The 20,410-nt window shown below is 66.8% G+C and carries 17 protein-coding genes and 4 pseudogenes; 8 read left to right on the top strand and 13 right to left on the bottom strand.

What is annotated here, in order from left to right; genetic code table 11:
* Positions 1 to 135: 135 nt before the first annotated feature.
* From ACWD3I_RS43690 to ACWD3I_RS43680, 3 genes are all read right to left on the bottom strand, one after another.
* On the bottom strand, positions 136 to 996 hold the full coding sequence (locus ACWD3I_RS43690; protein WP_351690017.1) for an ABC transporter permease: 861 nt from the start codon (positions 994 to 996) through the stop codon (positions 136 to 138).
* Between the two features lie 14 nt (positions 997 to 1,010).
* Complete coding sequence (locus ACWD3I_RS43685; RefSeq protein ID WP_365411809.1) at positions 1,011 to 1,832, bottom strand: ABC transporter ATP-binding protein; 822 nt, start codon at positions 1,830 to 1,832, stop codon at positions 1,011 to 1,013.
* Positions 1,833 to 1,993: 161 nt separating this feature from the next.
* Entirely contained in the window at positions 1,994 to 2,422 is a 429-nt protein-coding gene (locus tag ACWD3I_RS43680; protein ID WP_351690019.1) for a hypothetical protein, read from the bottom strand.
* Positions 2,423 to 2,473: 51 nt separating this feature from the next.
* On the opposite strand from ACWD3I_RS43680, the pseudogene ACWD3I_RS43675 reads away from it, so the two are divergent.
* The 3 genes and pseudogenes from ACWD3I_RS43675 to ACWD3I_RS43665 form a co-directional block, all read left to right on the top strand.
* A pseudogene (locus tag ACWD3I_RS43675) lies at positions 2,474 to 2,578 on the top strand (IS5/IS1182 family transposase); the annotation flags it as partial.
* 377 nt (positions 2,579 to 2,955) lie between these two features.
* The gene (locus tag ACWD3I_RS43670; protein WP_351690020.1) at positions 2,956 to 3,615 is read left to right on the top strand and encodes a DJ-1/PfpI family protein; all 660 of its coding nucleotides are present in this window, start codon (positions 2,956 to 2,958) and stop codon (positions 3,613 to 3,615) included.
* A gap of 310 nt (positions 3,616 to 3,925) precedes the next feature.
* On the top strand, positions 3,926 to 4,153 hold the full coding sequence (locus ACWD3I_RS43665) for a hypothetical protein (RefSeq protein WP_451084359.1): 228 nt from the start codon (positions 3,926 to 3,928) through the stop codon (positions 4,151 to 4,153).
* 99 nt (positions 4,154 to 4,252) lie between these two features.
* Here the strand turns inward: ACWD3I_RS43665 and ACWD3I_RS43660 are convergent.
* Positions 4,253 to 4,491, bottom strand: a pseudogene (locus ACWD3I_RS43660) (IS5/IS1182 family transposase); the annotation flags it as partial.
* Positions 4,492 to 4,858: 367 nt separating this feature from the next.
* Here ACWD3I_RS43660 and ACWD3I_RS43655 point away from each other — a divergent pair.
* The gene (locus ACWD3I_RS43655; protein WP_365411805.1) at positions 4,859 to 5,239 is read left to right on the top strand and encodes a hypothetical protein; all 381 of its coding nucleotides are present in this window, start codon (positions 4,859 to 4,861) and stop codon (positions 5,237 to 5,239) included.
* 70 nt (positions 5,240 to 5,309) lie between these two features.
* Positions 5,310 to 5,783, top strand: coding sequence for a peptidoglycan-binding domain-containing protein (locus ACWD3I_RS43650; RefSeq protein ID WP_365411802.1), 474 nt, complete (start codon positions 5,310 to 5,312; stop codon positions 5,781 to 5,783).
* Between the two features lie 66 nt (positions 5,784 to 5,849).
* Here ACWD3I_RS43650 and ACWD3I_RS43645 read toward each other — a convergent pair whose 3' ends face one another.
* Entirely contained in the window at positions 5,850 to 6,248 is a 399-nt protein-coding gene (locus tag ACWD3I_RS43645) for a hypothetical protein (RefSeq protein ID WP_451084358.1), read from the bottom strand.
* Positions 6,245 to 7,099 carry an IS5 family transposase gene (locus tag ACWD3I_RS43640; RefSeq protein ID WP_365414184.1) on the bottom strand — a complete coding sequence of 285 codons (855 nt, stop codon included), beginning with the start codon at positions 7,097 to 7,099 and terminating at the stop codon, positions 6,245 to 6,247. Before ACWD3I_RS43640 ends, ACWD3I_RS43645 begins: the two co-directional genes overlap by 4 nt.
* A 970-nt stretch (positions 7,100 to 8,069) precedes the next feature.
* Between ACWD3I_RS43640 and ACWD3I_RS43635 the strand changes: the two genes are divergently transcribed.
* Entirely contained in the window at positions 8,070 to 9,098 is a 1,029-nt protein-coding gene (locus ACWD3I_RS43635; RefSeq protein ID WP_451084357.1) for a hypothetical protein, read from the top strand.
* Between the two features lie 28 nt (positions 9,099 to 9,126).
* Here ACWD3I_RS43635 and ACWD3I_RS43630 read toward each other — a convergent pair whose 3' ends face one another.
* On the bottom strand, positions 9,127 to 9,369 hold the full coding sequence (locus tag ACWD3I_RS43630) for a hypothetical protein (RefSeq protein WP_365411492.1): 243 nt from the start codon (positions 9,367 to 9,369) through the stop codon (positions 9,127 to 9,129).
* Positions 9,370 to 9,950: 581 nt separating this feature from the next.
* Here ACWD3I_RS43630 and ACWD3I_RS43625 point away from each other — a divergent pair.
* Positions 9,951 to 12,182: a polymorphic toxin-type HINT domain-containing protein gene (locus ACWD3I_RS43625; RefSeq protein WP_365411489.1), complete on the top strand. Its 2,232-nt coding sequence runs from the start codon at positions 9,951 to 9,953 to the stop codon at positions 12,180 to 12,182.
* 610 nt (positions 12,183 to 12,792) lie between these two features.
* Here the strand turns inward: ACWD3I_RS43625 and ACWD3I_RS43620 are convergent.
* From ACWD3I_RS43620 to ACWD3I_RS43600, 5 genes and pseudogenes are all read right to left on the bottom strand, one after another.
* Positions 12,793 to 13,140 carry a hypothetical protein gene (locus ACWD3I_RS43620; RefSeq protein WP_365411486.1) on the bottom strand — a complete coding sequence of 116 codons (348 nt, stop codon included), beginning with the start codon at positions 13,138 to 13,140 and terminating at the stop codon, positions 12,793 to 12,795.
* Positions 13,141 to 13,334: 194 nt separating this feature from the next.
* A pseudogene (locus ACWD3I_RS43615) lies at positions 13,335 to 13,897 on the bottom strand (hypothetical protein).
* 8 nt (positions 13,898 to 13,905) lie between these two features.
* Positions 13,906 to 14,295, bottom strand: a complete 390-nt coding sequence (locus ACWD3I_RS43610) for a hypothetical protein (RefSeq protein ID WP_365411483.1) — start codon at positions 14,293 to 14,295, stop codon at positions 13,906 to 13,908.
* 459 nt (positions 14,296 to 14,754) lie between these two features.
* Entirely contained in the window at positions 14,755 to 14,943 is a 189-nt protein-coding gene (locus ACWD3I_RS43605) for a hypothetical protein (RefSeq protein ID WP_365411480.1), read from the bottom strand.
* 27 nt (positions 14,944 to 14,970) lie between these two features.
* A pseudogene (locus tag ACWD3I_RS43600) lies at positions 14,971 to 15,447 on the bottom strand (Ku protein); the annotation flags it as partial.
* 103 nt (positions 15,448 to 15,550) lie between these two features.
* Between ACWD3I_RS43600 and ACWD3I_RS43595 the strand changes: the two are divergent.
* Positions 15,551 to 16,788, top strand: a protein-coding gene (locus ACWD3I_RS43595; protein WP_365411477.1) for an IS3 family transposase whose coding sequence is annotated in 2 segments (ribosomal slippage) — positions 15,551 to 15,874 and positions 15,877 to 16,788 — 1,236 coding nt in all. Because the reading frame shifts where the segments join, the coding sequence is not laid out codon by codon here.
* Positions 16,789 to 16,842: 54 nt separating this feature from the next.
* Here the strand turns inward: ACWD3I_RS43595 and ACWD3I_RS43590 are convergent.
* Positions 16,843 to 20,391, bottom strand: a complete 3,549-nt coding sequence (locus ACWD3I_RS43590) for a caspase, EACC1-associated type (RefSeq protein ID WP_365411474.1) — start codon at positions 20,389 to 20,391, stop codon at positions 16,843 to 16,845.
* Positions 20,392 to 20,410: the final 19 nt, after the last annotated feature.

Here is a 20,410-nt window from a genome sequence, read left to right as displayed (position 1 = left end):
GCGGGGGCCGCCGGGGAAAGGGGTGCCTGGGAAGGGGTGTGCCGGAGAAGGGCGCCGCCCATGAGGCGGATCAGGGCATGGGGCGCCGAGTGCCCCGCCATCGCGGGCGACCGGGGACAGCGACGTGAGGGCGGGTCAGTTGTGCGCGCTGTCGTGCCAGTGGAGGACGCGGCGTTCCACCAGCGTCACGACGAGCAGCAGGAGTACGCCCAGGACCGCGAGGACGAGGATCGAGGCGTATACGACCGGCAGCTGGTTCATCGACGAGGCCACACTGATCGCGGTGCCGAGGCCGCGGGTCGATCCGGACGCCGACATCTCGGCGACCACCGCGCCGACGATCGACAGGGGGAAGACGATGCGCAGCGCCGCGAACAGGAACGGCAGCGCGTTGGGGAAGCGCACGTGCAGCAGGAGTTCGAAGCGGCCCGCGTCCATCGTCCGGTACACCTGCAGCACTTGCTGCGGCACGGACCGCAGACCGGCCGCGGTGTTGATGAGGATCGGGAAGAAGCAGATCAGGCCGGCGATGACGAGCTTGGGCAGCGGGCCGAAACCGAAGGCCACGACCAGTGCCGGTGCGATCGCCACGAGCGGGGTGACGTTGAGGACGACCGCGATCGGCATGACCGCCCGGCGCACCACGGGAAGCTCGGTCGTCAGCACCGCGAGGACGACCGCGGCGACGAACCCCAGCGCAAGGCCGGCCGTCGCCTCACCCAGGGTGACCAGAGCGTTGTCGACGTAGTAGCCGAACTCCGTGGTGAGCGAGTCGCCGATCTTCGGCAGCGGCGGCAGCAGGTAGGGCAGTTCCCTGGCTCCCCACTGCCACAGGACGGCGAGGAAGGCCAGCATCACGGCGAGGGGCAGCCACACGGAGGGACGGACCCACGCGATCCGGGACCTCGGATGCCTGAGGCTGAAGCGCGACGGTTCGACGGGTGTCTGCGGCTCCGTCGCCGGGGTGGTGCCGGCGCGTTCGTCGGTCACGGTCATCTCCCGCACCCCCTTCACGCGGCCGCGCCGTGCCAGGCGTGGCGCAGTCGGTCTCGGATCAGGTCCTCGTACTCGTGGAAGCGACGTTCCCGGAAGAGGTTCTCTCCGCGCGGCCGGGGCAGGTCGATGTCGATGGTGTCCACGACGCGGCCCGGCCGCGGCGCCATGACGACCACGGTGTCGGAGAGCCGGACGGCCTCCGAGACGGAGTGGGTGACGAACAGCACCGTTGTCTTCAACTCGTCCCACAGGTCGAGCAGTTGGTCCTGAAGGCTCTCGCGGGTGAACTCGTCGAGTGCCGAGAAGGGCTCGTCCATGACGAGCACGTCGGGGCGCAGACCGAAGGCGCGCACGATCGCGGCACGCTGCTGCATACCGCCGGACAACTGCGCCGGGAGCTTGTGCATGGCTTCGCCGAGACCCGCCTTGACCAGGAGGTCCCGCATGTCCGGGGCCGCCTGCCGCTTCTCGAAGCCGCCGATGCGTTCGCGGCGCCCGGCGGCACCCCTGTTGATCTTCTGCGGCAGTGTGACGTTCCGCAGCACGGACAGCCAGGGCAGCAACGCCGGGCTCTGCGGCACGAGTCCGATCATCTTGGCGGCGCACGCCTTCGCCGGCGTCACGCCATGCACCCGGACCTCACCGCGATCGGGCTGCTCAAGCCCGGCCACCATGCGCAACAGCGTCGACTTGCCGCAGCCGCTGGGCCCGATGAGACTGACGAACCGGCCGGACGGCACCGTCAGATCGACGCCGTCGAGGGCATTCGTGGCGGACGGCCCGAATCCGTAGACCCGGTGCACCGATCGCAACTCAAGTGCTGGCGTACCAGTCACCTTCACGCTCCCATCCATGTCGCGAGCACGAAGGCCCGATCCTGGAAGTCGGAGAGCGTGCGTAGCGAGTGCGGGAGACTGCGACGCGGAAATCCGCTTAGGTGTTTCCGACCGTAGGAGCCCTGTGTTTCGCTCCGTCACCACTTCTTGTTTCGTGGGTATTACGTTCGCTGCTGCAGCGTTACGGCCGTGCTGCCGTCGAAGACGTAGATCTCGATTCCGAGGTCCGCCGCCGCGCCTCCCACCCAGCCGCCGAGCGCCTGCACGATCAGCTCGGAGACAAGGAGCACCGCCCGCTCGGCGGTGGGCACCGCGTCACGCAGCCAGAGCAGCTTGAACATGTCCGCCATGACCTTGTTGCGGTAAGCGGGCTTGTACGCGCCCTGATTGCCGACGAGCTGAACGAGCACCCGGCCGTCGGCGTCGATCCCCTCGACCTCGACGCGGTTGCCGTCGGGCAGCTTGAGCGGCTTCGGACGCAGCCTGGTACCGAGCCGGTCGCCGAGGGCGATCAGCATCCGGCGTTCGACAGAACCCTCGGTGAACCGGCTCCACTCGGTGGGGGCTTCGAGGACAGTCAGGTGGCGCATCTGCCGGAGTCTAGGGAGCACCCGTTTCCTGCGTGTTTCACAGGAATGTGTACCTACTGCTGGGTGATCGAAAGAGGTTTCGCGTGGCTGCACGGCTTCCGGCCCTTACGGATCTGCTGGGAAGGCCGAGCCGACATCCACCAAGCGCTCGGGTAGTGGTGCGAGTGCCGGCTGCCGGTGACGAGGCGGTAGATCGCCTTGGCCGCCCCGGTGCCCACCACACTGCTGCTGGGCCCGTCATCTTTGGCACCAACGCCTTCGGTGGGCGCCCGTAGGCTTCCGGTGACCACCCCGGTGACCACCCCGGTGACCACCCCGGTGACCACCCCGGTGATCGCCTCCGTGGTGTGCCGCGCCTACTGGTGGAGAGGCACTGTTCTGGCTGTGCCCTATTCGCCCGTAGCGGTACTCAGGCTCGGGACTCGACAGTCAGAGCGTCGACAGGCATGCCACCAGCCGCTGATTGGCTCTCGACCGGGAACGGCGCGCCAGGGAAACTGCGGACTTCTGATGCTGTGCTTGAAGGAGTTGTGATGCAGGTCGCCGTGGTCACCTTCGACGGATTCAACGAGCTCGACAGCTTCATCGCTTCCGCCCTGATCAACCGATGCCGTAAGGACGGCTTGGAAGCCTTCATCACGACGCCGACGCCGGTGGTCACGTCGATGAACGGCGTCGAGGTGACCGGGCAGCGCCCGATGGAGTTCGTGACTGAAGCCGACGTTGTACTGATCGGTAGCGGGGTGAAGGCGCGAGAGGTGGTCGCCGACGACCGGCTGATCTCGAAGCTGCTGCTCGACCCTTCGCGACAGCTGATCGGTGCGCAGTGCTCCGGCGCGCTGGTGCTCGCCCGGCTCGGGTTGCTGGAAGGCATGCCGGCTTGCACGGACATGAAGAGCCGAGCCTTTGTCGAAGGCTGCGGCGTCACCGTGCTGGACGCGCCGTTCCACGCCGAGGGGAACATCGCTACGGCGGGCGGTTGCCTGGCGTCCCAGTATCTCGCCACGTGGGTGATCACCCGAATGCTCGGGGAGGACGCCGCGCGCGCCGTCATCGACTACGTGGCTCCGGTCGGCGAAAATCAGGAGACTGTCGAGCGGGCCATGTGTGCCGTCCATGCGGGCGTGGTTGGGGCGCTGACGCCTCGCAGTCAGCATTTCGGGCCGCTTGCAATCACGACGACGACTTCTTGAGCGCATTGAGGGCGTGGCGTTGTCTGAGGTACGCGTGAGCCGTGGATGCGGCGAAACAAGCGGAGAGCTAGGAACTGCTGTCCCCTCTGGTTGCCCGTCAGCTTGATTTCCTCTGCGTTGTCTCGGCGAAGGCCAGCCCTTGCAGGGCGAGTCGTTGCGTTTCGTATCGGCCTTCGGTCGTGAGCTGTACTGAGATTTGTGGAGTCCCCGGACTGTCCCGAGTTGAGTGGAGTCGAGTTGCTTGGTTTCAGGCTACTGGTGGTGGGGTGCGGAGTTCGTACTCCACCGGGCTGAGCATGCCCTGGGCTGGGTGGCCGTCTTCAGCCTGCCCGACTTCGCCCGCACCTGCGGCACCGCGGTAGTCGTGCTCGTCACCGTCGGCGGTCTGCTCCAGATGGACTGTGTGTTGAAGGTCTGTTTGGTGCAGTGTATTTCAAGAGATGACGCGGTTGGGCCTGGGTTCTCAATAGGGCTGGAGGGTATTGCATTCTTGGCTAAAGTCGGGGCATTTCTGGACGTTGATCAGTATGTCGAATAGGTAGTCAAAATAGGTACTTCCTCGTCGGCTGGGCAGGAATTCCTTGTCCCGATCCACCCGGATCACCGACGGCAGCCCTGCGGTCGTGAAGACGTCATTTCAGTTGGTGAGTCGACGGTGGGATATCAGGGTTGCGGCGATGGCTGTAAGGCGAGGAAGTGTTCTGGCTTGCGCTCGTAACGGCGGTGGAGTTGTCGGCAGCCTGACAGCCAGGACACCGTCACGACTCAGCGATGCCGGCCCAGCCGTTGCGAGGACTCGACGCCCGTGCGGGCTATGCGGTGCTGGATGCCTCTGGAGGACAGCCGACGCCGCAGGTGCTGATAGTCGTAACCCTTGACTCGGCTCCGGACATGAGAGCCGTGGCCTTCAAAAGCATCAAGAACGTCCGAAGCGTCCAGGAGACGGATCGAGGACTCCGGCCGATGCGGCGCGCCTGCGCACCGCCCAGTACCTGTTGGACATGCGGCTTCGGCAGCTGCGAGCCGCTGCCGGTGACCGCACCGAAACGGCCACCGCCAGCGCGCCCGAGGCGGCTGTCCCAGCCCGGGAATCGAGAGCACCGCGACGCGCAACCCGAAAAGTTGCAGGTACCCCAGCACCTTCGTCCAGGAGACAGTCAGGCGTGCCCGACCGGCACATACCCACTGGGACAAAATCGGGGACTGATTCCTTGTGCGCGTTCGAGCGAAGATGACCAAGCGGATGGCTGTTGTGGCGACAGCGGCCGCCGCACTCGCCACCACTGGGCTGGCCACGGCCCCCACCGCCTCGGCCGGCGACTACAACGGATGCGGCTGGCCCCGCGTCTGCTTCTACCTGACCGACAGTGACTGGAACAACAGCAAGCCCACGGCCGCGTACCAGGACGTCACCAGCTCCTACCAGGACCTCGGATCCAAGAGCTACGGCGCCAACTACGTCAGGAACACCCGCAACGACGACCGGGTCTCCCTACGCGTCCACGACAAGTACAGCGTGACCTACTACCGGTGCCTCCCCCCGAACAGCACCTACCACTTCAACGACGACTTCAGGGTGAGCGGCATCAAGATCCAAACCCAATCCACCTGCCCCTCAAGCTGACAGCCGTGCCTTTCAGCGCAGGGCGACGATTGGCACGTCGAACGCCGCTACTCCCTAGAACGGAACACACATGAAGCTCAAGTCCGCGGCACTGGCGGCAGCCGTCCTCACGGTGGCCGGCCTGGGGGCCTCAGTCCCGACGGCCGGCGCGCAGGAGGCCGGGGCGCTGGCCGTCAACAACTGCAACGGCACCATGACGTCCGACAACAACATGGGTTCCTTCTACACGCGGATCCCCGCCTACGTCTCCAAGACGGGCAGCACGACCCACCGCTACTCCCGCTGCAACATGGCACAAGGGGCTAACGGCGACCACGTCAAGGCGCTGCAGCGGATCCTCAACAACTGCTACGCCCGTGGTCTCACCGTCGACGGTGACTTCGGCGCGAACACGAAGAAGGGGCTGGAGTACGCACAGCGGCTCGCCAGTCCTTCCGTCACCGTCGACGGCGTGTGGGGCCCGAATACCCTCCACGGCGTCAACCTGCCGGGATTCGATAGCAACGGCCAGTTCAACGGCCACTGCTACTCGCAGGTGTACTGAGTAGGTTCGAGGACTGGCGCGGTGGCTGACGCTCCGTTTCCAGTCCCCGAACCTACTCAGTGGACGTTAAGTCCGTTTCTGGTAGCGGCCTCGTCCGGGTTGGGTGAGGAAGCCCTGGCGGGTGAGGCGTCCGAGGCGGGCGCGGGTGACGTTGACCGATGCCTCGTCGGTGGGCATGCCCAGGTGTTCGTGGAGCTCTCGGGCTCGGAACTCCTGGTCGGGGTGCTGGTTGAAGGCGTTCACGATGGCCTGGTAGGCGGTGCTCGTCTCGGGCGGATCGGGGTCTTCTCCGGCCGGTGCGAGTTCGGTGATGACCTTCCGGGTGGTGGCCAGGTCGACGAGTCGTGCTTCGGCCTCGGCCAGTGCGGCGGTCAAGTGCTCGATCTGGTCGCGTAGTTCACCAGCGCGGGCGGTGGTTTCGTCGTGCTGGGCCTGGAGGCCGGCCAGGAGCTCGATGATGGTCACGCGGCCAGCTCGAGGGTGTCGCGCCAGGCGGGACTCGGCGAGGTGAGCCGGCGGGCCATGTTCGCGATGGAGGCCCAGTAGACGCGTGAAGCGGAAGTGTCGGGCCGGTGGTCGTATTCACGGGCGAGGCGCCGGTGCAGGAGCAGGGTGCCGTTCGTCTGCTCGACCACCCATCGTTTCGGCTGTGGGACGAAGCCTTTGCCCTGGTCGTCGGGGTTGCGGCGGACGACCTCGACGTCGATGTCCAACAATGCGCCATGGATGACGACTTGGTCCTTGAAGCCCTGGTCCACCAGGACCTTCTCCAGCCGGTTGCCGCAGCGTTCGGCGGCCTGGTCGAGCAGGGCGGTGCCGGCGGCGTTGTCATGGGCGGAGGCGGCCAGCACCACGACGCCGATGACCAGCCCCAGAACGTCCACGGCCAGCCCTCGCTTGCGCCCCGACACCTTCTTGTTCGCGTCCAGCCCTGTCGTGGTCTTGGGGACACCTGCGGCCGCGCGCACGGACTGGGTATCGAGGATCACGAGGGACGGGTCCTCTAATCGGCGGGCTCTCTCCCGCACTTGGCAGCGCAGGAGTTCTTGAATCCGCTGGTCCAGGCCGTCCTGGCGCCACAGCCCGAAGTAGTAGAACACCGCCGACCAGGACGGCAGATCGTGCGGCAGGTACCGCCACTGACAGCCCGTCCGGTTCTGATAGAAGATCGCGTTCACGACTTCCCGCAGGTCGCAGGACCCGGGATCTCCGGTCGCCGACCGGGCCACCCGGTCCTGTTTCCAGGCCGTGATCATCGGTTCGATCAACGCCCACTGCTCGTCCGACAAGTCGCTGAGGTACGGCTCTCGCTTCACGCCCGCATCTCAGCATGGACATGCCCAACAGATGGCCCGGACGGCGATCAGTACCACGATCGAGCGATCACGAACCGAGGAAGATCGGACTTAACGTCCACTCAGAGGGCGGCATGAGAGTTGATGCCCGATTCCTCGTTTCGTGCGGACAAGCGGGCAGGTCGTGACGACATCAGTCGACTACGGCCGAGGCTGGGTGAACAAGCCTGGCTCGGTCTCGGCCAGGATCTCGCGGCCGGCCGGCCGGCCGGCCAGCCAGCCGCTTGAGCTTGAGGCGGACGTTGTCGCGAGCGGAGGCGAACACCGCGCGTAACTGCTCGCGCAGCTCGGGGCGGAGAGGCGGGCCGCATCGACAATGCGGCCCGCCTGAGCGACAACATCCGGGTCAAGCCGTCGCTCAGCTGCGGCGCGAGAGGACGCGGGAGGCGCACTCATACCTGAGTGGATCCTTCGAGAGGAACCAGGTTCGCCGCCTACGGACTGAGCCCCGAGCAGGTCGACAGCCTCTCTACCTGGGCCGTCGCCTGGGCAACCGACCTCGACCCCGTCTGCACACCACCCGCTCGACGACGAGTGGCCCACCTTCAGCCCGGCGGTCTCGGCATCTCAGCGCGGGCGTCAGTTCATCTATCCCGCTCGGCCGTCGATCGGTGTGCTGATCAGTCACCGCTGTCCGGGGCGCAGCCTCCGATACGTGAGTCCGGGATCGGCATTCACTACGCGGAGGGCGATCCCCACGGCGCCCATGAGGCGATGAGAGCCGCTCTGGGGGCTGTGGGCAACCTGAACTGTTATAGGTATAGGCAGAGTTGGATGACCATTATGTTGTCGGGGGCTCGGTCAGGACCACCGAGCCGCATGGCCAGCGCATACTCCGCGCCGTTTGGTGGTCCTGCCGGGCATAGGTTCGCCGTACCTACGCAGGGTTGAACCCTGGCTGGCCGAGAGCCGTCCGCTGATCATCGGTGATATGCCATCGAAAGGACAGACCTTCGTGCGCGTCCCCACCGTCTCCGCCGCCCTCACCCTCCTGCTCATGGCCACCCCCGCCGTGGCCTCCACGCACACCGGAAATCCGGCTCCCACCCCGTCGCCCCAGGCCGCGGAACTCCGCAACGACGCCGGCATCGGCCTTCCGTCCCGGTACATCGTCCCGGGCCTGCGGGCATACCCCGGCGGACTGGCGTACGACCGGGCCACCGACCAGTTCTTCACCGGCAGCACGCAGGAGGGCACCCTCTACATGGGCACGCCCGGCCGGGAGAAGATGCAGATATGGCTCCCGGGCGGCGTGGACGGCCGTATGACCACGTCGGGGATCATCTCCGATGACCAGGGCAGGCTCTACGTGGGCGGAGGCGCGACCAACCGGGTGTGGATCTACGACATCCGATCCCGCCGGCTCCTGGCCACGGTCTCCGGAATGCCCGGTGGCTTCGTCAACGACATCACCATCGCCGAGGACGGCACCGCCTACGCCACCGACTCGATCGGTCACCTCATCTACCGGATCAGCGAGCGGGACGGGCGCTGGAGCATGCACCCCTGGCTCGACCTGAACGGCACTCCGGTAGAGCACGTCAACGGGCACAACCTCAACGGCATCATCGCGGTCGACGGCGACAACCTGATCGCCGTGCACAGCCAGTCGGGCAAGCTGTACCGATTCGACCGGAACTCCAAGGAGATCCACCAGGTGGACCTCGGCGGCGCCTTCCTGTACGGCGGCGACGGCCTCGTTCGGCATGACGGGCGGCTCTACGTGGTCCGCGGCGGGCTCTCCCCGCAGAACCCGCAGCCGCAGGTCTCGGTGCTGCGGCCGGCCGAAGACTGGTCGGCGGCCGAGGTGGAGTCCGTGATCAACTCGGACTTCCTGCATCCCAGCACCGCGCGAGTGGTACGTGGCCGGCTGCTGGTGGTCAACAGCCAGTACAACACCGGGCAGACCGGTGGCCAGCCGGAGCTCCCGTTCTCGATCTCGGCCATCCCGCTCGGCTGACGCCGCCCGCCGAGGGTCGCCCGTCGGGTCAGCGGGCGGTCAACACGCGCACGTCTGCCACCTTGCCGAAGTCCTGCACCTGGTCCTTCACCTCGAACGTCACCGACTTGACGTCGTCGGCGGGGGCCGGGTAACTCCCAACGGCCGCCCCGAACCCAGCCCGGCCCGCAACCGGGACGTGTACCTCCTCTTCGCGCACGCGCCGTACTACCCCGGCGCCGGAACCCAGGAGATCAACACCACCGTCGTTGCTGCCGACTCGCTGCTCCACCTGCAGTCCGCGCCGCCCTTCCACCTTCGACCCGTACCTCGACTACCTGCAGCAACGCTGGGACGAGGGCGAGCACAGCGCCAAGGTCCTGCACCAGGAACTCCTCACCAAGGGCTACTTGGGCCACTATCAGCGCGTGAAGATGGCCGTCGCACCGCTACGGCGCGGCCTGCCCCTGGACGAGCCACACGAGCGGCCGCCCTCACCACGCGAAGCCGCCCGCTGGATCATCACAGCTCCCGGCCGGCACGGCCCGCACACCGCGCAACGTCTGCAGCGGTTACTCGAACACTGCCGCCGCCGACCACATCACCTCGGTCACCTATCCCAAGGCAGGCGGCCTCAACGAAGAGACCGTCACCGCCACCTACGACGCCTACGGCCGCTCCCGGACCCTGACCTCGCCCTGGCAGACCTACATCAGGGGCACCGGCTACGACGCCTACGGCCTGCTGACCGGCCGTACCTACGGCCCGTCCGGCACCAGCACCAGCGACGTCAGCGCCCAGCGCAGCTACAGCTACAACTACGACAACGGCACACGGTGGCTGCAGGGCATCACCACCACCGTCAACGCCGGCGTGATCACCACCGAGAAGCAGCAGGATGTCTACTCCTGCGACCGCGACGGCAAGATCCTGCGGATACGGGAACAGGCAAGCTGCCAGACCGCGCAGTCGCAGTGCTTCCGCTACGACGACCAGGCCCGCCTGATCACTTCCTACACCCGTGCAGAAGAGGGCGGCTGCTCCGCGTACACCGCCTCCGACTTCACCGGCCCAGACCCCTACGAGACGGACTACAGCTACGACCGCATGGGTAACCTGCAGTCCGTCACTGAGTTCGACGCCGCCCGCACGGAGACCACCCGCGACTACCTCTACCCCGGTTACGACGACGCCGGCACCTGGACGGACAACGCCGCCCGCCCGCACGCTGTCCGTAAGATCAACACCATCGCCGCGGGCACCACCACCGCGACCGAGGTCCTCACCTACGACAACGCCGGCCAGACGGTCAAGCGCGTCGCACCCGGGAAGACCAGCGACTACACCTGGAACCCGCTCGGCCGGATTGCCACGGTCAAGACCACCACCGACGGCGGCAGCGACCTGACCCGTTACGCCTATGACGCCGACGGCAACCTCCTGGTCCGCACTACCCCCGACGAAACCGTGGCGTCTATCGGCGGCATGGAACTGCGCACCACCGACGGCACCACGGTGACCGCAACCCGCTACTACACCAGCGGCGACACAACCGTCGCTATTCGCACCACGGAAGGCACCACCTCCACCGACGGGAAGGGCAAGGTCACCTACCTCATGGGTGACACCCAGGCCTCCACCCAGCTCGCCGTCGACGCCACCACCGGCACCACCACCCGCCGCCGCTACACACCCTTCGGCGACGAACGTAGCGGCACCCTGCCCACGGGGACCGACAACGGCTTCCTTGGGAAGACGGAAGACACCAGCACCGGACTCTCTCTTCTCGGGGCCCGCGCCTACGATCCCGACTTGGGACGGTTTCTCAGCACGGACCCGCTGAGCAGTCCGTACATGCCGCAGCGGCTGTCTGCCTACAGCTACAGCGAGAACGACCCCGTCAACCGGATGGACCCCACAGGTCTGGAGAGCTGTTGGCCCTCTAATTACTGCTCGGGTGACAACGGCACATACGACGACTACGACCCGGCCGACGATCCTCATTCCGCGCAAAACAGAGATCCTGTCACGGACATCGGAGACGGCGAAGCACCTCCGCTGGATGAAGACCTTGTCAAGGACTACGACGGGCGGCCCACGGAGTCTCAGATGAGACGGCTCGGCACGTACATGGAGGGTGTCAGCCTCGAACTCAACTACGAGCTCTACTTCCGCGAGTATTGCAATGTCAATCCAAGCATTGATATGACCTGTAAGAATCTCCGTAACTACTACGGAGACTGGCAGCACGTAAAGAGTATCGATTCCGTAGATACATGCCCCATCTGCGGAAACATAGGATTTCAGCTACTCATGGACTACGTCCTCGGGCGCTTCGGAGGGCCTTGCTCCAAGAACAGCTTCCTTCCTGAAGCGCAGGTCCTCATGGCAGACGGGACTGTCAAAAAAATCCAGGACATCGCCGTAGGCGACAAGATACTTGCCACAAACCCTGAAACCGGAAAGACAGAAGCACGCATCGTCCTGGCCACGATCATCACCGAGGAGGACAAAGACTTCACGGAAGTGGCCGTGGAGACGAGTGGTGAAATTTCCGAGATTATCGCAACCGATCACCACCCGTTCTGGTCCCCTTCGGAACACGCCTGGGTCAACGCAGTCGACCTAAGGAAGGGTATGACCCTGCGCACGGATGCTGGTGCGGTCGTCACTGTCGACGAGACTCACTCGCTCCATCGCATGCAGGAAACGCGCAATCTCACCGTTGACGGCATCCACACGTACTATGTACTGGCTGGCGCCACCCCGGTCCTGGTTCATAACAGTGGTGGAAATGTCAATCCCTTTCCGTCTCTTCCGAACATGAATGGGATGACGCAAACTCAGGCATACGATACGCTTCGGGCCCATGGATTTGAGATGGCAGGACCCACTGGAGATTCTGGCGCCTGGGCTACGTTCAAGGATGCCTCGGGGAATAAAGTTTCAATAGAAATGGCGAACGGTCGTGTCGTGAGAAGTAATATGATTGACATGGGCCCGAACGCTAGAAACCGCCCACAACGTTGGAACCCTGACGGAACTCCCTATTCTTCGACGCAGGATCATAAGGATACGGGTGAGTATCTCAGAAACTGCCCATAGGAGTGTGTGAGCGTTGAATGAGATCGATGCGGCCGACGCGCTTAGTCCGTATGCCCGAAAGATTCAGGCGATCTCGGGAATCACTGCTCGATGGGCTGGGTACTATGTTCAGACAGTGGTGTGCCAGATGGATGCAAATTGGCCTGAGGGGGACCTGGTGCTCGGTTTCGTGGAGGAGGAAAGGCCATATGCGCCGGTATGGCTACATCTTGCACGGATCCGCTATCTCCGCATGGATGATCTGAGGGAGACGGGGCCATGCTTTATCGATGGCGTCCAAGTCTCCTTGCTGCCCGTCCAACGCTCCGACTGGCCGGCCGAGACGCGCATGCACACGCTTCGGAGTTGGGAAGGCAAGTGGGGGCAGGTCGACCTAGAGTGCGAAATGGTGAGGATCATGATTTCCGGTCCTTGGAGCTTGGAAGCGATCGCCCAGGTTATCAATGTGTCCCTTACCCCACCGGAGCTAACGGCCATCTCAGCTTGAGGGCGTCGGCAGGGCGATCGCGAAGTGACACAGATCTTCTCCTGGGCTTCGGAGGCCGCTTCGCGGATCGCAGAGGAGTAGGGACTGGCCCGGTCCCGGCAGGCATTTCAGGCACTTAACGTGTCAAGCAGCGGCGGCGAGAACCGTAGGGAAGGCCGTGTTCTCGTCGAACAGCATGTGGTTCTTGAGACAGTGAGCCTCTTTCATCTTGAATAGTCGCAGGTCGGTAGTACGTGGATGGCTTGGACGGTGCGGCTGATGCGGCGGGTGGAGCAGCGTGCTCGTGCCGGCCGCGCGCCTCCGGTCTCCGCTATGCCGCTCGTGCAACGCCGACTCCCGCGCGGCCGTCCACCGGGGCGCGAGTTCTTCCTGCGGCGAGTACAACACCCGCTCCGCCCTGTCCGATCCTTCCGTCACCTCGAAGCAGACGTTGCCGCGTACGCAGTCCCCGCCACCGACCTTCGGGTCCATCGAGTACACCGTTGCCGCAGGCATGGCGCGGGGGCCCTGCGGGAGTTGGGTGCCGCAGCTGGCCCGTGTGCTGGCCCGGTGCGGGGTGCTGGGCGCTGCCCCTTGGCCGCACGGTGGCTGCCGTGGCCGTGGCCGTGGCCGTCGCCCGGCCCCGGCTCGCGGGCCTGTGGCCCGGGGGAGGGGTGCGGGTGGGTTTAGTCGTGGTCGTGGGGGTGGTCTTCTTCGTGGAGTCTGCTGGCGAGGTCGTCGGCCCAGTGCACGGCCCAGGCGCGCAGCGCGGTGATGGTGGCGGCGTCGAGGCCGTAGGCGGCAAACGCCTCGTCGTCGGTCCACTCGGCGCCCGCGAGGTTGGCCTGGAGGTCTTCTCGTTCGAAGCGTCCCCGGGCGTGTCGTCGGCCGAATTCCTCGAGGTCGGCAGTGTTCCAGCGGTGGGAGGCGGCGAATACGTCGATCAGGTCTCGGGGTGCGCCGCGGTCTCCCAGGGCGCGTACTTTCGTCGGTCGCGCACGGTGAAGCAGGCGGACAGCGGGGCGGTTTCCAGGGACTGCACCTGCCAGCCCAGTTCCTGGAGGCCGCTGTGCAGGGCGGCGGCGATGTCGGCCATGGGGGCGGGGTTTTCGGTGGCGACGTCGAGGTCCTGGCTGGGCCGGCTGACCAGACGGTGGGCGCGGACGGCGTAGCCGCCGGTCAGCACGAGGGGGTAGGGGGAGCCGAGAGCGATGACGTCGGCCAGGAGCCGTGCGTGCAGTCCCGGCATGTCCAGGCTCACGCGGCCGCCTGGCCGCGGGCGGCAAGCTGGGGGAAGGCGTCTTCCCATACGGTGCGCACGGTGCGGCCGACCAGACGGCGCAGTGTCGGCCACAGCTCCAGCAGAACGTCCTGGTTCAGCACGGACGTGAGGTCCTCGCGCAGCCCTTCGTGCAGCACGGTGCGGTACAGACCCATCCGCTGTCGCGGTTTGTCCAGGTCATAGGACGTCATCCCGGACCATGCCACATGCAGCGGAAGGTCCACCACACCCCGTGCGGGGCCCCGCAGCTCGTCCAGGGAAGCGGGCAGACGCTGCTGGAACTTGCGCCGGTACAGCGCCAGGTCGTCCGCGTACGCTCCGGCCAGTTCGGGTCCGGGTGCGGGGGAGTGTGTGCTGGCTGCCATGTCTCCATTATGACGGCGGGCGCGACAGGCCGTGAGCGGGACAGTGTCCATCTCCGGCGCGGCCGCCAAGCAGGTGGAAGCCGTCTTGTCCGGGGCGGAGCTCCACGTCCTGGGCCGCGTCCGGTTCGCTGAGAATCCAGCCGTGACGTCGGCCTGCTTGAGCAGCGCGTCGAGGCTCGTACGGTCCGCGGTGTCTCCTGGACGGCTGCGGTGCGGGGGGCAGGTTACCTCCCGTAATCGAAGGTGTGCACGATTCGAGTCCGACGAAGCGATCCTACTCCGTTTCCTGGAGCGCGTTCAGGAGCGGGATCTGGCCCGTAGCTGGCGGTGGATCGTGGATGCGGAGCGCCGCGAGGTCGAGCGCCGGCGCGGCATCGAAGCGCGGCCGCCGGTGCCGGGTCGGCGGCTGCTACATGGCGGGCGGACGGTCCAAGGGCGTCGCTCGGGATCCTCGACTAGTCAACCGATCTTGCCGAGCGCGTCCTTCTCCGCTTCGTCCTTCTTTTTCTGTATCAGGCCCGCGAGCGTCTGCGCCAGGTTGGACTGCGACATGATCCGCTGGATCTCGTGGTTGCCCATCCGGTCCAGTGAGCTCAACGCGGTCCTGATGAGCGGACCATCGGCCTCTGTGCGGTCTACACGGTCCATGGTGGCCTCCTTGCCTAGGCGCGGGTGTCACGCGCTGCGCGACCGCCCCGCATTCTTCTTCTTTGCCGTCGTCTTCTTTATGGTCTTCTTCTGCGGGAGCTGGTGCACGTCCGCCTCGGTCTCGCCGCGGGAGGCCTGGGCCTTGGCGACGGCCTCCTGCAGGGCGGCCATCAGGTCCAGCACCTTGCCCGCCGTCTCCGGCTCCGGGGCCTGGAGCAGGGGCTTCTCGTCGCGCTTGGCTTCGATCACTTTGGCGAGGGCGCCGGTGTAGGTGTCGCGGAGGTCCTCGCCCTCCAGGCCGTCGCGGGTCATGCGGTCGATGAGGGCGAGCGCGCCGTCGATCTCGTCGTCGGACAGCTCTGCGTTCGGGGTGTCGACGGCGCCCGGGTCGCGGACTTCGTAGGGCCAGCGCATCGCGTGCAGCACCAGCACGTCCTCGCGCACACGGATCAGGCCGAGGCGCTCGCGGCCGGACCAGGCGTACTTCGCGACGGCCACCTTCGCTGACCGGCCTAACTGGCCCTAACAAAGCCTCGGGGCCTCCCCCTGAGTGGTGGACACGCTGATACTGGATCTGCTTGATCCGGAGGAAGCGAGAAGACCGCCGATGGCGATGAAGGACTACTCGGACGAGTTCAAGGCCGATGCCGTGGCCCTGTACGAGTCCACACCCGGGGCGACCTACAAGAGCATCGCTGCTGACCTGGGCATCAACCGGGCGACCCTGCGTGAGTGGGTGCTGCGGGACCGCGACCGCCGTGGCGTCACTGCCGCCGCTGCGAAGCCGGCCGCCCAACCTCGGGAGGCGGTGCCGTCCGCTGATCCGGACGAGCGGGTCCGACAGCTGGAGGCGAGGGTGGCCGAGCTGGAAGCGAGTGAGCGCAAGCTCTCCACCGAGCGGGACATCCTCCGCAAGGCGGCCAAGTACTTCGCCGGAGAGACGAACTGGTGATCAGCCGCTTCCAGTTCGTTGACGACCACCGGGCCACCTACGAGGTGAAGCGGCTCTGCCAGGTCCTGGACGTGAACCGGTCCAGCTACTACAAGTGGCTCGCCGGCGCCCAGGCCCGGGCCGCCCGCCGGCACCAGGACCGGGTCCTGGCCGAGGAGATCCGTCAGGTCCACGGCGAGTCCGGCGGCACCTACGGCTCCCCGCGCGTGACCGCCGAGCTCCACGAGAAGGGGCGGCGGGTCAACGAGAAACGGGTCGCCCGGATCATGCGGACGTTCTCCATCACCGGCATCCGCCTGCGCAGACGCGTCCGCACCACCATCCCGGACCCGGCAGCCCAACCGGTCCCGGACCTGTTCCAGCGAGACTTCACCGCCACCGAACCCGGCCTGAAATACATGGGCGACATCACCTATCTCCCTCTGGAGAACGGGGAGTTCCTCTACCTGGCGACCGTGCTGGACTGCTTCAGCCGCAAGGTCGTCGGCTGGTCCATCGCCGACCACATGCGCACCGGTTTGGTCGCCGACGCACTGCGGATGGCAGCCTCGACCCGCGGCAGCCTGGACGACGCCGTGTTCCACTCCGACCACGGAGCCCAGTACGAATCCCGGGCCTTCGCCGGCCTCTGCAACCAGCTCGGGGTCAGCCGGTCGATGGGCGCGGTCGGCACCAGCGCCGACAACGCGGCCTGCGAAAGCTTCCACGCGTCCCTGAAACGCGAGACTCTCCAGGGCGCCCACGACTATGGTGACGCCGCCACCTGCCGCAGGACCATCTTCGCCTGGCTGACCCGCTACAACACCCGCCGCCGGCACTCCGCCAACGGCCACCTCAGCCCCAACGAATACGAACACCGACACCACACCGCTAAACTCACGCTCGCCGCGTGATCAATAACCGCGTGCCCACCTTCACGGGGGAAGGCCCATGGTGCGTGCTCCTGTTCAGCGTCCGGTGTGCATGAATGCCGCCCAGGATGTGATCCCTTCGCCGTGGCGGTGTAGATAGCGACGCAGGTTGTGCGGCATAGCGCCTGGCGGTTCCCGGCGTCTGACCATGCACAGCTGTGCCGTGCGCAGGGCGTCGGCGGGTGCCAGAGCCTCCTCCTTGAGGAAGTGGTGGAACATGAACATCAGCACCGAGGTCGCCTCGTCCGGCACGCTCCACGCGGAGCTGACCACCGATCGGACCCGGCCGACCAGCAGGGTGGTGCTCAGGCTGAACGCCTCGTCGTAGCCGCGTCCGGAACGGCCGCTGCTGCACGCGGCCAGAACGGCGAGTGCGATACCGCGGTCGGGGCCGGCGCCCAGGGTCAGCACCAGCCGCTCTGCCGCGAGGTGTTCCCCGCCGTCGAGCAGCAGATAGGAGCTGTCCCGTGCCGAAGTGATCTGCTCGACGATTCCGTGGCAGGCCAGGTGCATCATGGTCCCGCCGTCGGGATCGGCGAGCCAGCGCAGCACCTCGTCGCAGGTGCCCGCTCCTTCCTGGCTCGGCTCTCCGTCGGGCAGCCTGCCGACGTATCGCGCGTCCGGATAGAAGCAGTCCTTGATCGCCAGCGCTTCCAGACGCGCGGCGGGCAGGTCCCGCGCCCGTCCCGCGGTGTCGGGGTCACCGACCACCAGTCCCTTCGTGGTGAGGGGTACCGGGTCGTGCCAGGCCGACTCGCACAACAGGCGGGCGGACGGCGCGTAGGAGAACACGACGCGCTCCATGGCGTAGCGCCACGTCCCGTCCGCCGACCTGGTGCGGGCCGCGTGCCAGGGCACGCGGGCCAGTTCCCGTACGGGCACCAGCACCAGTCGTGCGGGGCGGTCCGCGGGCAGGTCGAGGTGGCGCTCGACGAGCGGTCCGATGGCCGCCTCCCACGCCCACTCGCAGATCTCGTCGAGCACCTGCGGGGCCCTGTTCCGCGCGCCGAGCAGGGCACTGTCGCAGGTATGTGCGTCCGCGCCCTCCATGCCCTGGGCCGCGTCGAAGAGGAAGGAGCCGAACGCCGCGAAGCCGGTGTCGTTCAGCTTCGGCAGCAGGCACCAGCTCGGGGGTGCGTCTGCCGGGATGACCACGGCGGCACCGTTGCGCTCGTCGCCCGGTACCAGGTAGACCAGCGCGTCCATGCCGAGCGCACGCAGGGCCGCACTCGTCTCGCGCGTCTGCGGCGGATCAAGCAGCCTGGTCGTGCCCTGGCCCGGACTGGCCGCCGGTGAACCGTCGGCCGTCAGCTCGACACCCGCCAACGCGCCGATGACCCGGCGCCGCAGCTCGCCCGGCACGTCGTCCGGCAGGTGGCTCCGCTGTGCCTCGGCCCATTCCCGGGCCAGGGTCGCATCGCCCGCGGCGGTGAGCCGTGCCTCGAGGCCCCGGGTCTCGGTGGTGGCGTAGAGGATCAGACCGCGGCCCGCGTCCAGGGCGGTGGCGGCGCCTTCCGGATCATGGTCCATGAGGCACAGTCGCGCCGTGTCCAGCGCGTCGCCGGCCGCGTCGCGTGCGGTGGCCTGCATCTCGTCGGGCGTCGACTGCAGCAGCACGCTCCACGCGTGCCCGCGCAGTCCGCTCAGTGCCGTCGAGCGGCCCAGCTCGTTGCGGCCGGCGAGCCGGTAGGCGTGGGCCAGCGGCATGGCGGTCGTGGTCCACAGCGCATGGGTGCTGGACTCGGCCTGCCGCCAGGCCTGTTCGAGCAGGTCCGTGCCGGTCCTGAGGTCGCGCCTGTCACCCGTCATCTCGACCCGGCGCAGGTGCGCGACCCCGGCGAACATCAGGTAGTACGTGCGTCGCGGGTCGTGTTCGGTGGCGACGGACAGCGCCTCGGTGAGGTGTTTCACCGCGCTGTCCACCGACTGCGGGGTGTCCGTGGCCAGTTCGGCGGCGCCGAGCTGGGACAGGCGGAGGGCACGTTCGTTGTCCGCGATTCCGGGCTGGGCAGCCATCTCACTGAACATGAGCAGCTGGTCCTCGCCCGCCGGGGCCACGGGCTGGAGCATGTCCAGGAACGGCACGAGCTGGTTCCACGCCTCGTCCACCGCCATCCGCAGCGGATCGCCCACGGGCAGCCGGAGGGCGCCCTCGCGCAGTTCCTCCAGCTTCTCCATGGCTCCCGCGGGGTCACCGCGCATGGCCTTGGCGTTCGCCTCCTGCAGCAGTGCCATCACCTTGCCGCGGTCGAACAACGGTGGCCGGGAATCCAGGCCGTCCGTGAATGCGCGGACGTCTTCGGCCAGTCGCTGGGCTGCCGCCGGATCCATGTCGTCCTGGATGACCAGGTGCTGCAGTCCCATCCGTGCCGCGTCGATCAGGGTGGCGTGGGGCTGGGTGTCGCCGACGATGCGTGCGTACCGCTCCAGTTCCTGCAGCGCGGCGGGCGGACTGAACCCGGGCCGGTTCTGCTGCCAGGCCACGAGCAGGTCCGCGGCCCGCAGCGCGGCGGAGGTGGCGGGCCAGCCCGCCAGGGGCGACGGGTCCGCGTCGGCGATGTCCACCAGCACCATCGCGCGGGGCATGCGTGCGGATCCCACGAGCTCACCCGACCTGATGAGGGCGGTGGCCAGCACAGCGGCCAGTTTGGCCCGGCCGGGCAGGTCCGCCGGCAGGTCGTCGAAGTCGTTGAGGGCCGCGTCGATGTCCGTGGGGTCCTTGGTGATCGTCTCGTAGCGGGTGACCCGCATCCAGCAGCGCGCGAAGAGCCAGGGCGCGCTGTCGTGCGGGCCCGCCATCTCGACGGCCTGCGTGGTGCGTGCGATGTGCAGCTCGCGAATTGCCCCCTCGAAGCTATGGCCCTGGTCCGGCACGTGGGCAGGGTTCTTGACGAACACGGTCCGCCCGATCTGATTGCGTCCCAGACACTGCGGATCCGGCCGCCCTTGACGCCTGAGAACGGACTGCAAACCCATGAAAACAGTGTCCAGATCGAGGAACTCGGGGGCTTCGGCTATGCCGTCGGTCAGAACCCCCACCAGGGCGCCGGTGAATGCCGTATACGTCTCACCCGGCGGTGCCAGGGCAACGGCGTTCTCAGCGGCGGCCGCTATGACGTACGTTCCCTCGGCCTCCGCCAGCTCCACCACGGTCGAAGGCGATGACTGCAGCCCCATGGCGCGCGCACTGAAACAGCAGTCGAGGATGACGATGCACCGCTGCGCCCTACTGGCCGACAGCCCCATGCGTACCCAGTCATAGGGGAAGGCCGTCGAGTGGACGGATCGCGTGCTGCTGTCGGGCAGCGCCAAGTGCAGGCACCCTTTGCGATCGAGCAGACCGTGTCCGGCGTAGTACAGCAGCAGCGTGTCCGACGCTTCCTCCGCAGCACGGAAGATTGCCTCGTCCACCTCTCGCACGGAAGCTGGATTGAGCAACTGCATGCAGCGTGAAGCTCCCAGTCCCCATACGTCCTGGGCGAAGAGGTCAACGAGGGTCGACAGATTTCGTCTCACCGCAGGCAAGTCGTCCAGGCTCTGGAACTTGTCCACGCCGATGAACAATGCTCGAGACCTCTCGGGCACGGGCAACCTGCTCACGCCC

The sequence above is a fragment of the Streptomyces sp. NPDC002817 genome (assembly GCF_053592055.1).
Note: the sequence above shows the minus strand (reverse complement) of the source record. Positions and strands in the feature narration are given on the sequence as shown.

Bases quoted from the DNA above. Each gene is read 5' to 3' on its own strand.
- ACWD3I_RS43610 (WP_365411483.1), bottom strand. From the start codon at position 14,295: ATGGCAGCCAGCACACACTCCCCCGCACCCGGACCCGAACTGGCCGGA.
- ACWD3I_RS43690 (WP_351690017.1), bottom strand. From the start codon at position 996: ATGACCGTGACCGACGAACGCGCCGGCACCACCCCGGCGACGGAGCCG.
- ACWD3I_RS43635 (WP_451084357.1), top strand. From the start codon at position 8,070: ATGCCATCGAAAGGACAGACCTTCGTGCGCGTCCCCACCGTCTCCGCC.
- ACWD3I_RS43650 (WP_365411802.1), top strand. From the start codon at position 5,310: ATGAAGCTCAAGTCCGCGGCACTGGCGGCAGCCGTCCTCACGGTGGCC.
- ACWD3I_RS43620 (WP_365411486.1), bottom strand. From the start codon at position 13,140: ATGGACCCGAAGGTCGGTGGCGGGGACTGCGTACGCGGCAACGTCTGC.
- ACWD3I_RS43605 (WP_365411480.1), bottom strand. From the start codon at position 14,943: ATGGACCGTGTAGACCGCACAGAGGCCGATGGTCCGCTCATCAGGACC.
- ACWD3I_RS43655 (WP_365411805.1), top strand. From the start codon at position 4,859: ATGGCTGTTGTGGCGACAGCGGCCGCCGCACTCGCCACCACTGGGCTG.
- ACWD3I_RS43680 (WP_351690019.1), bottom strand. From the start codon at position 2,422: ATGCGCCACCTGACTGTCCTCGAAGCCCCCACCGAGTGGAGCCGGTTC.
- ACWD3I_RS43670 (WP_351690020.1), top strand. From the start codon at position 2,956: ATGCAGGTCGCCGTGGTCACCTTCGACGGATTCAACGAGCTCGACAGC.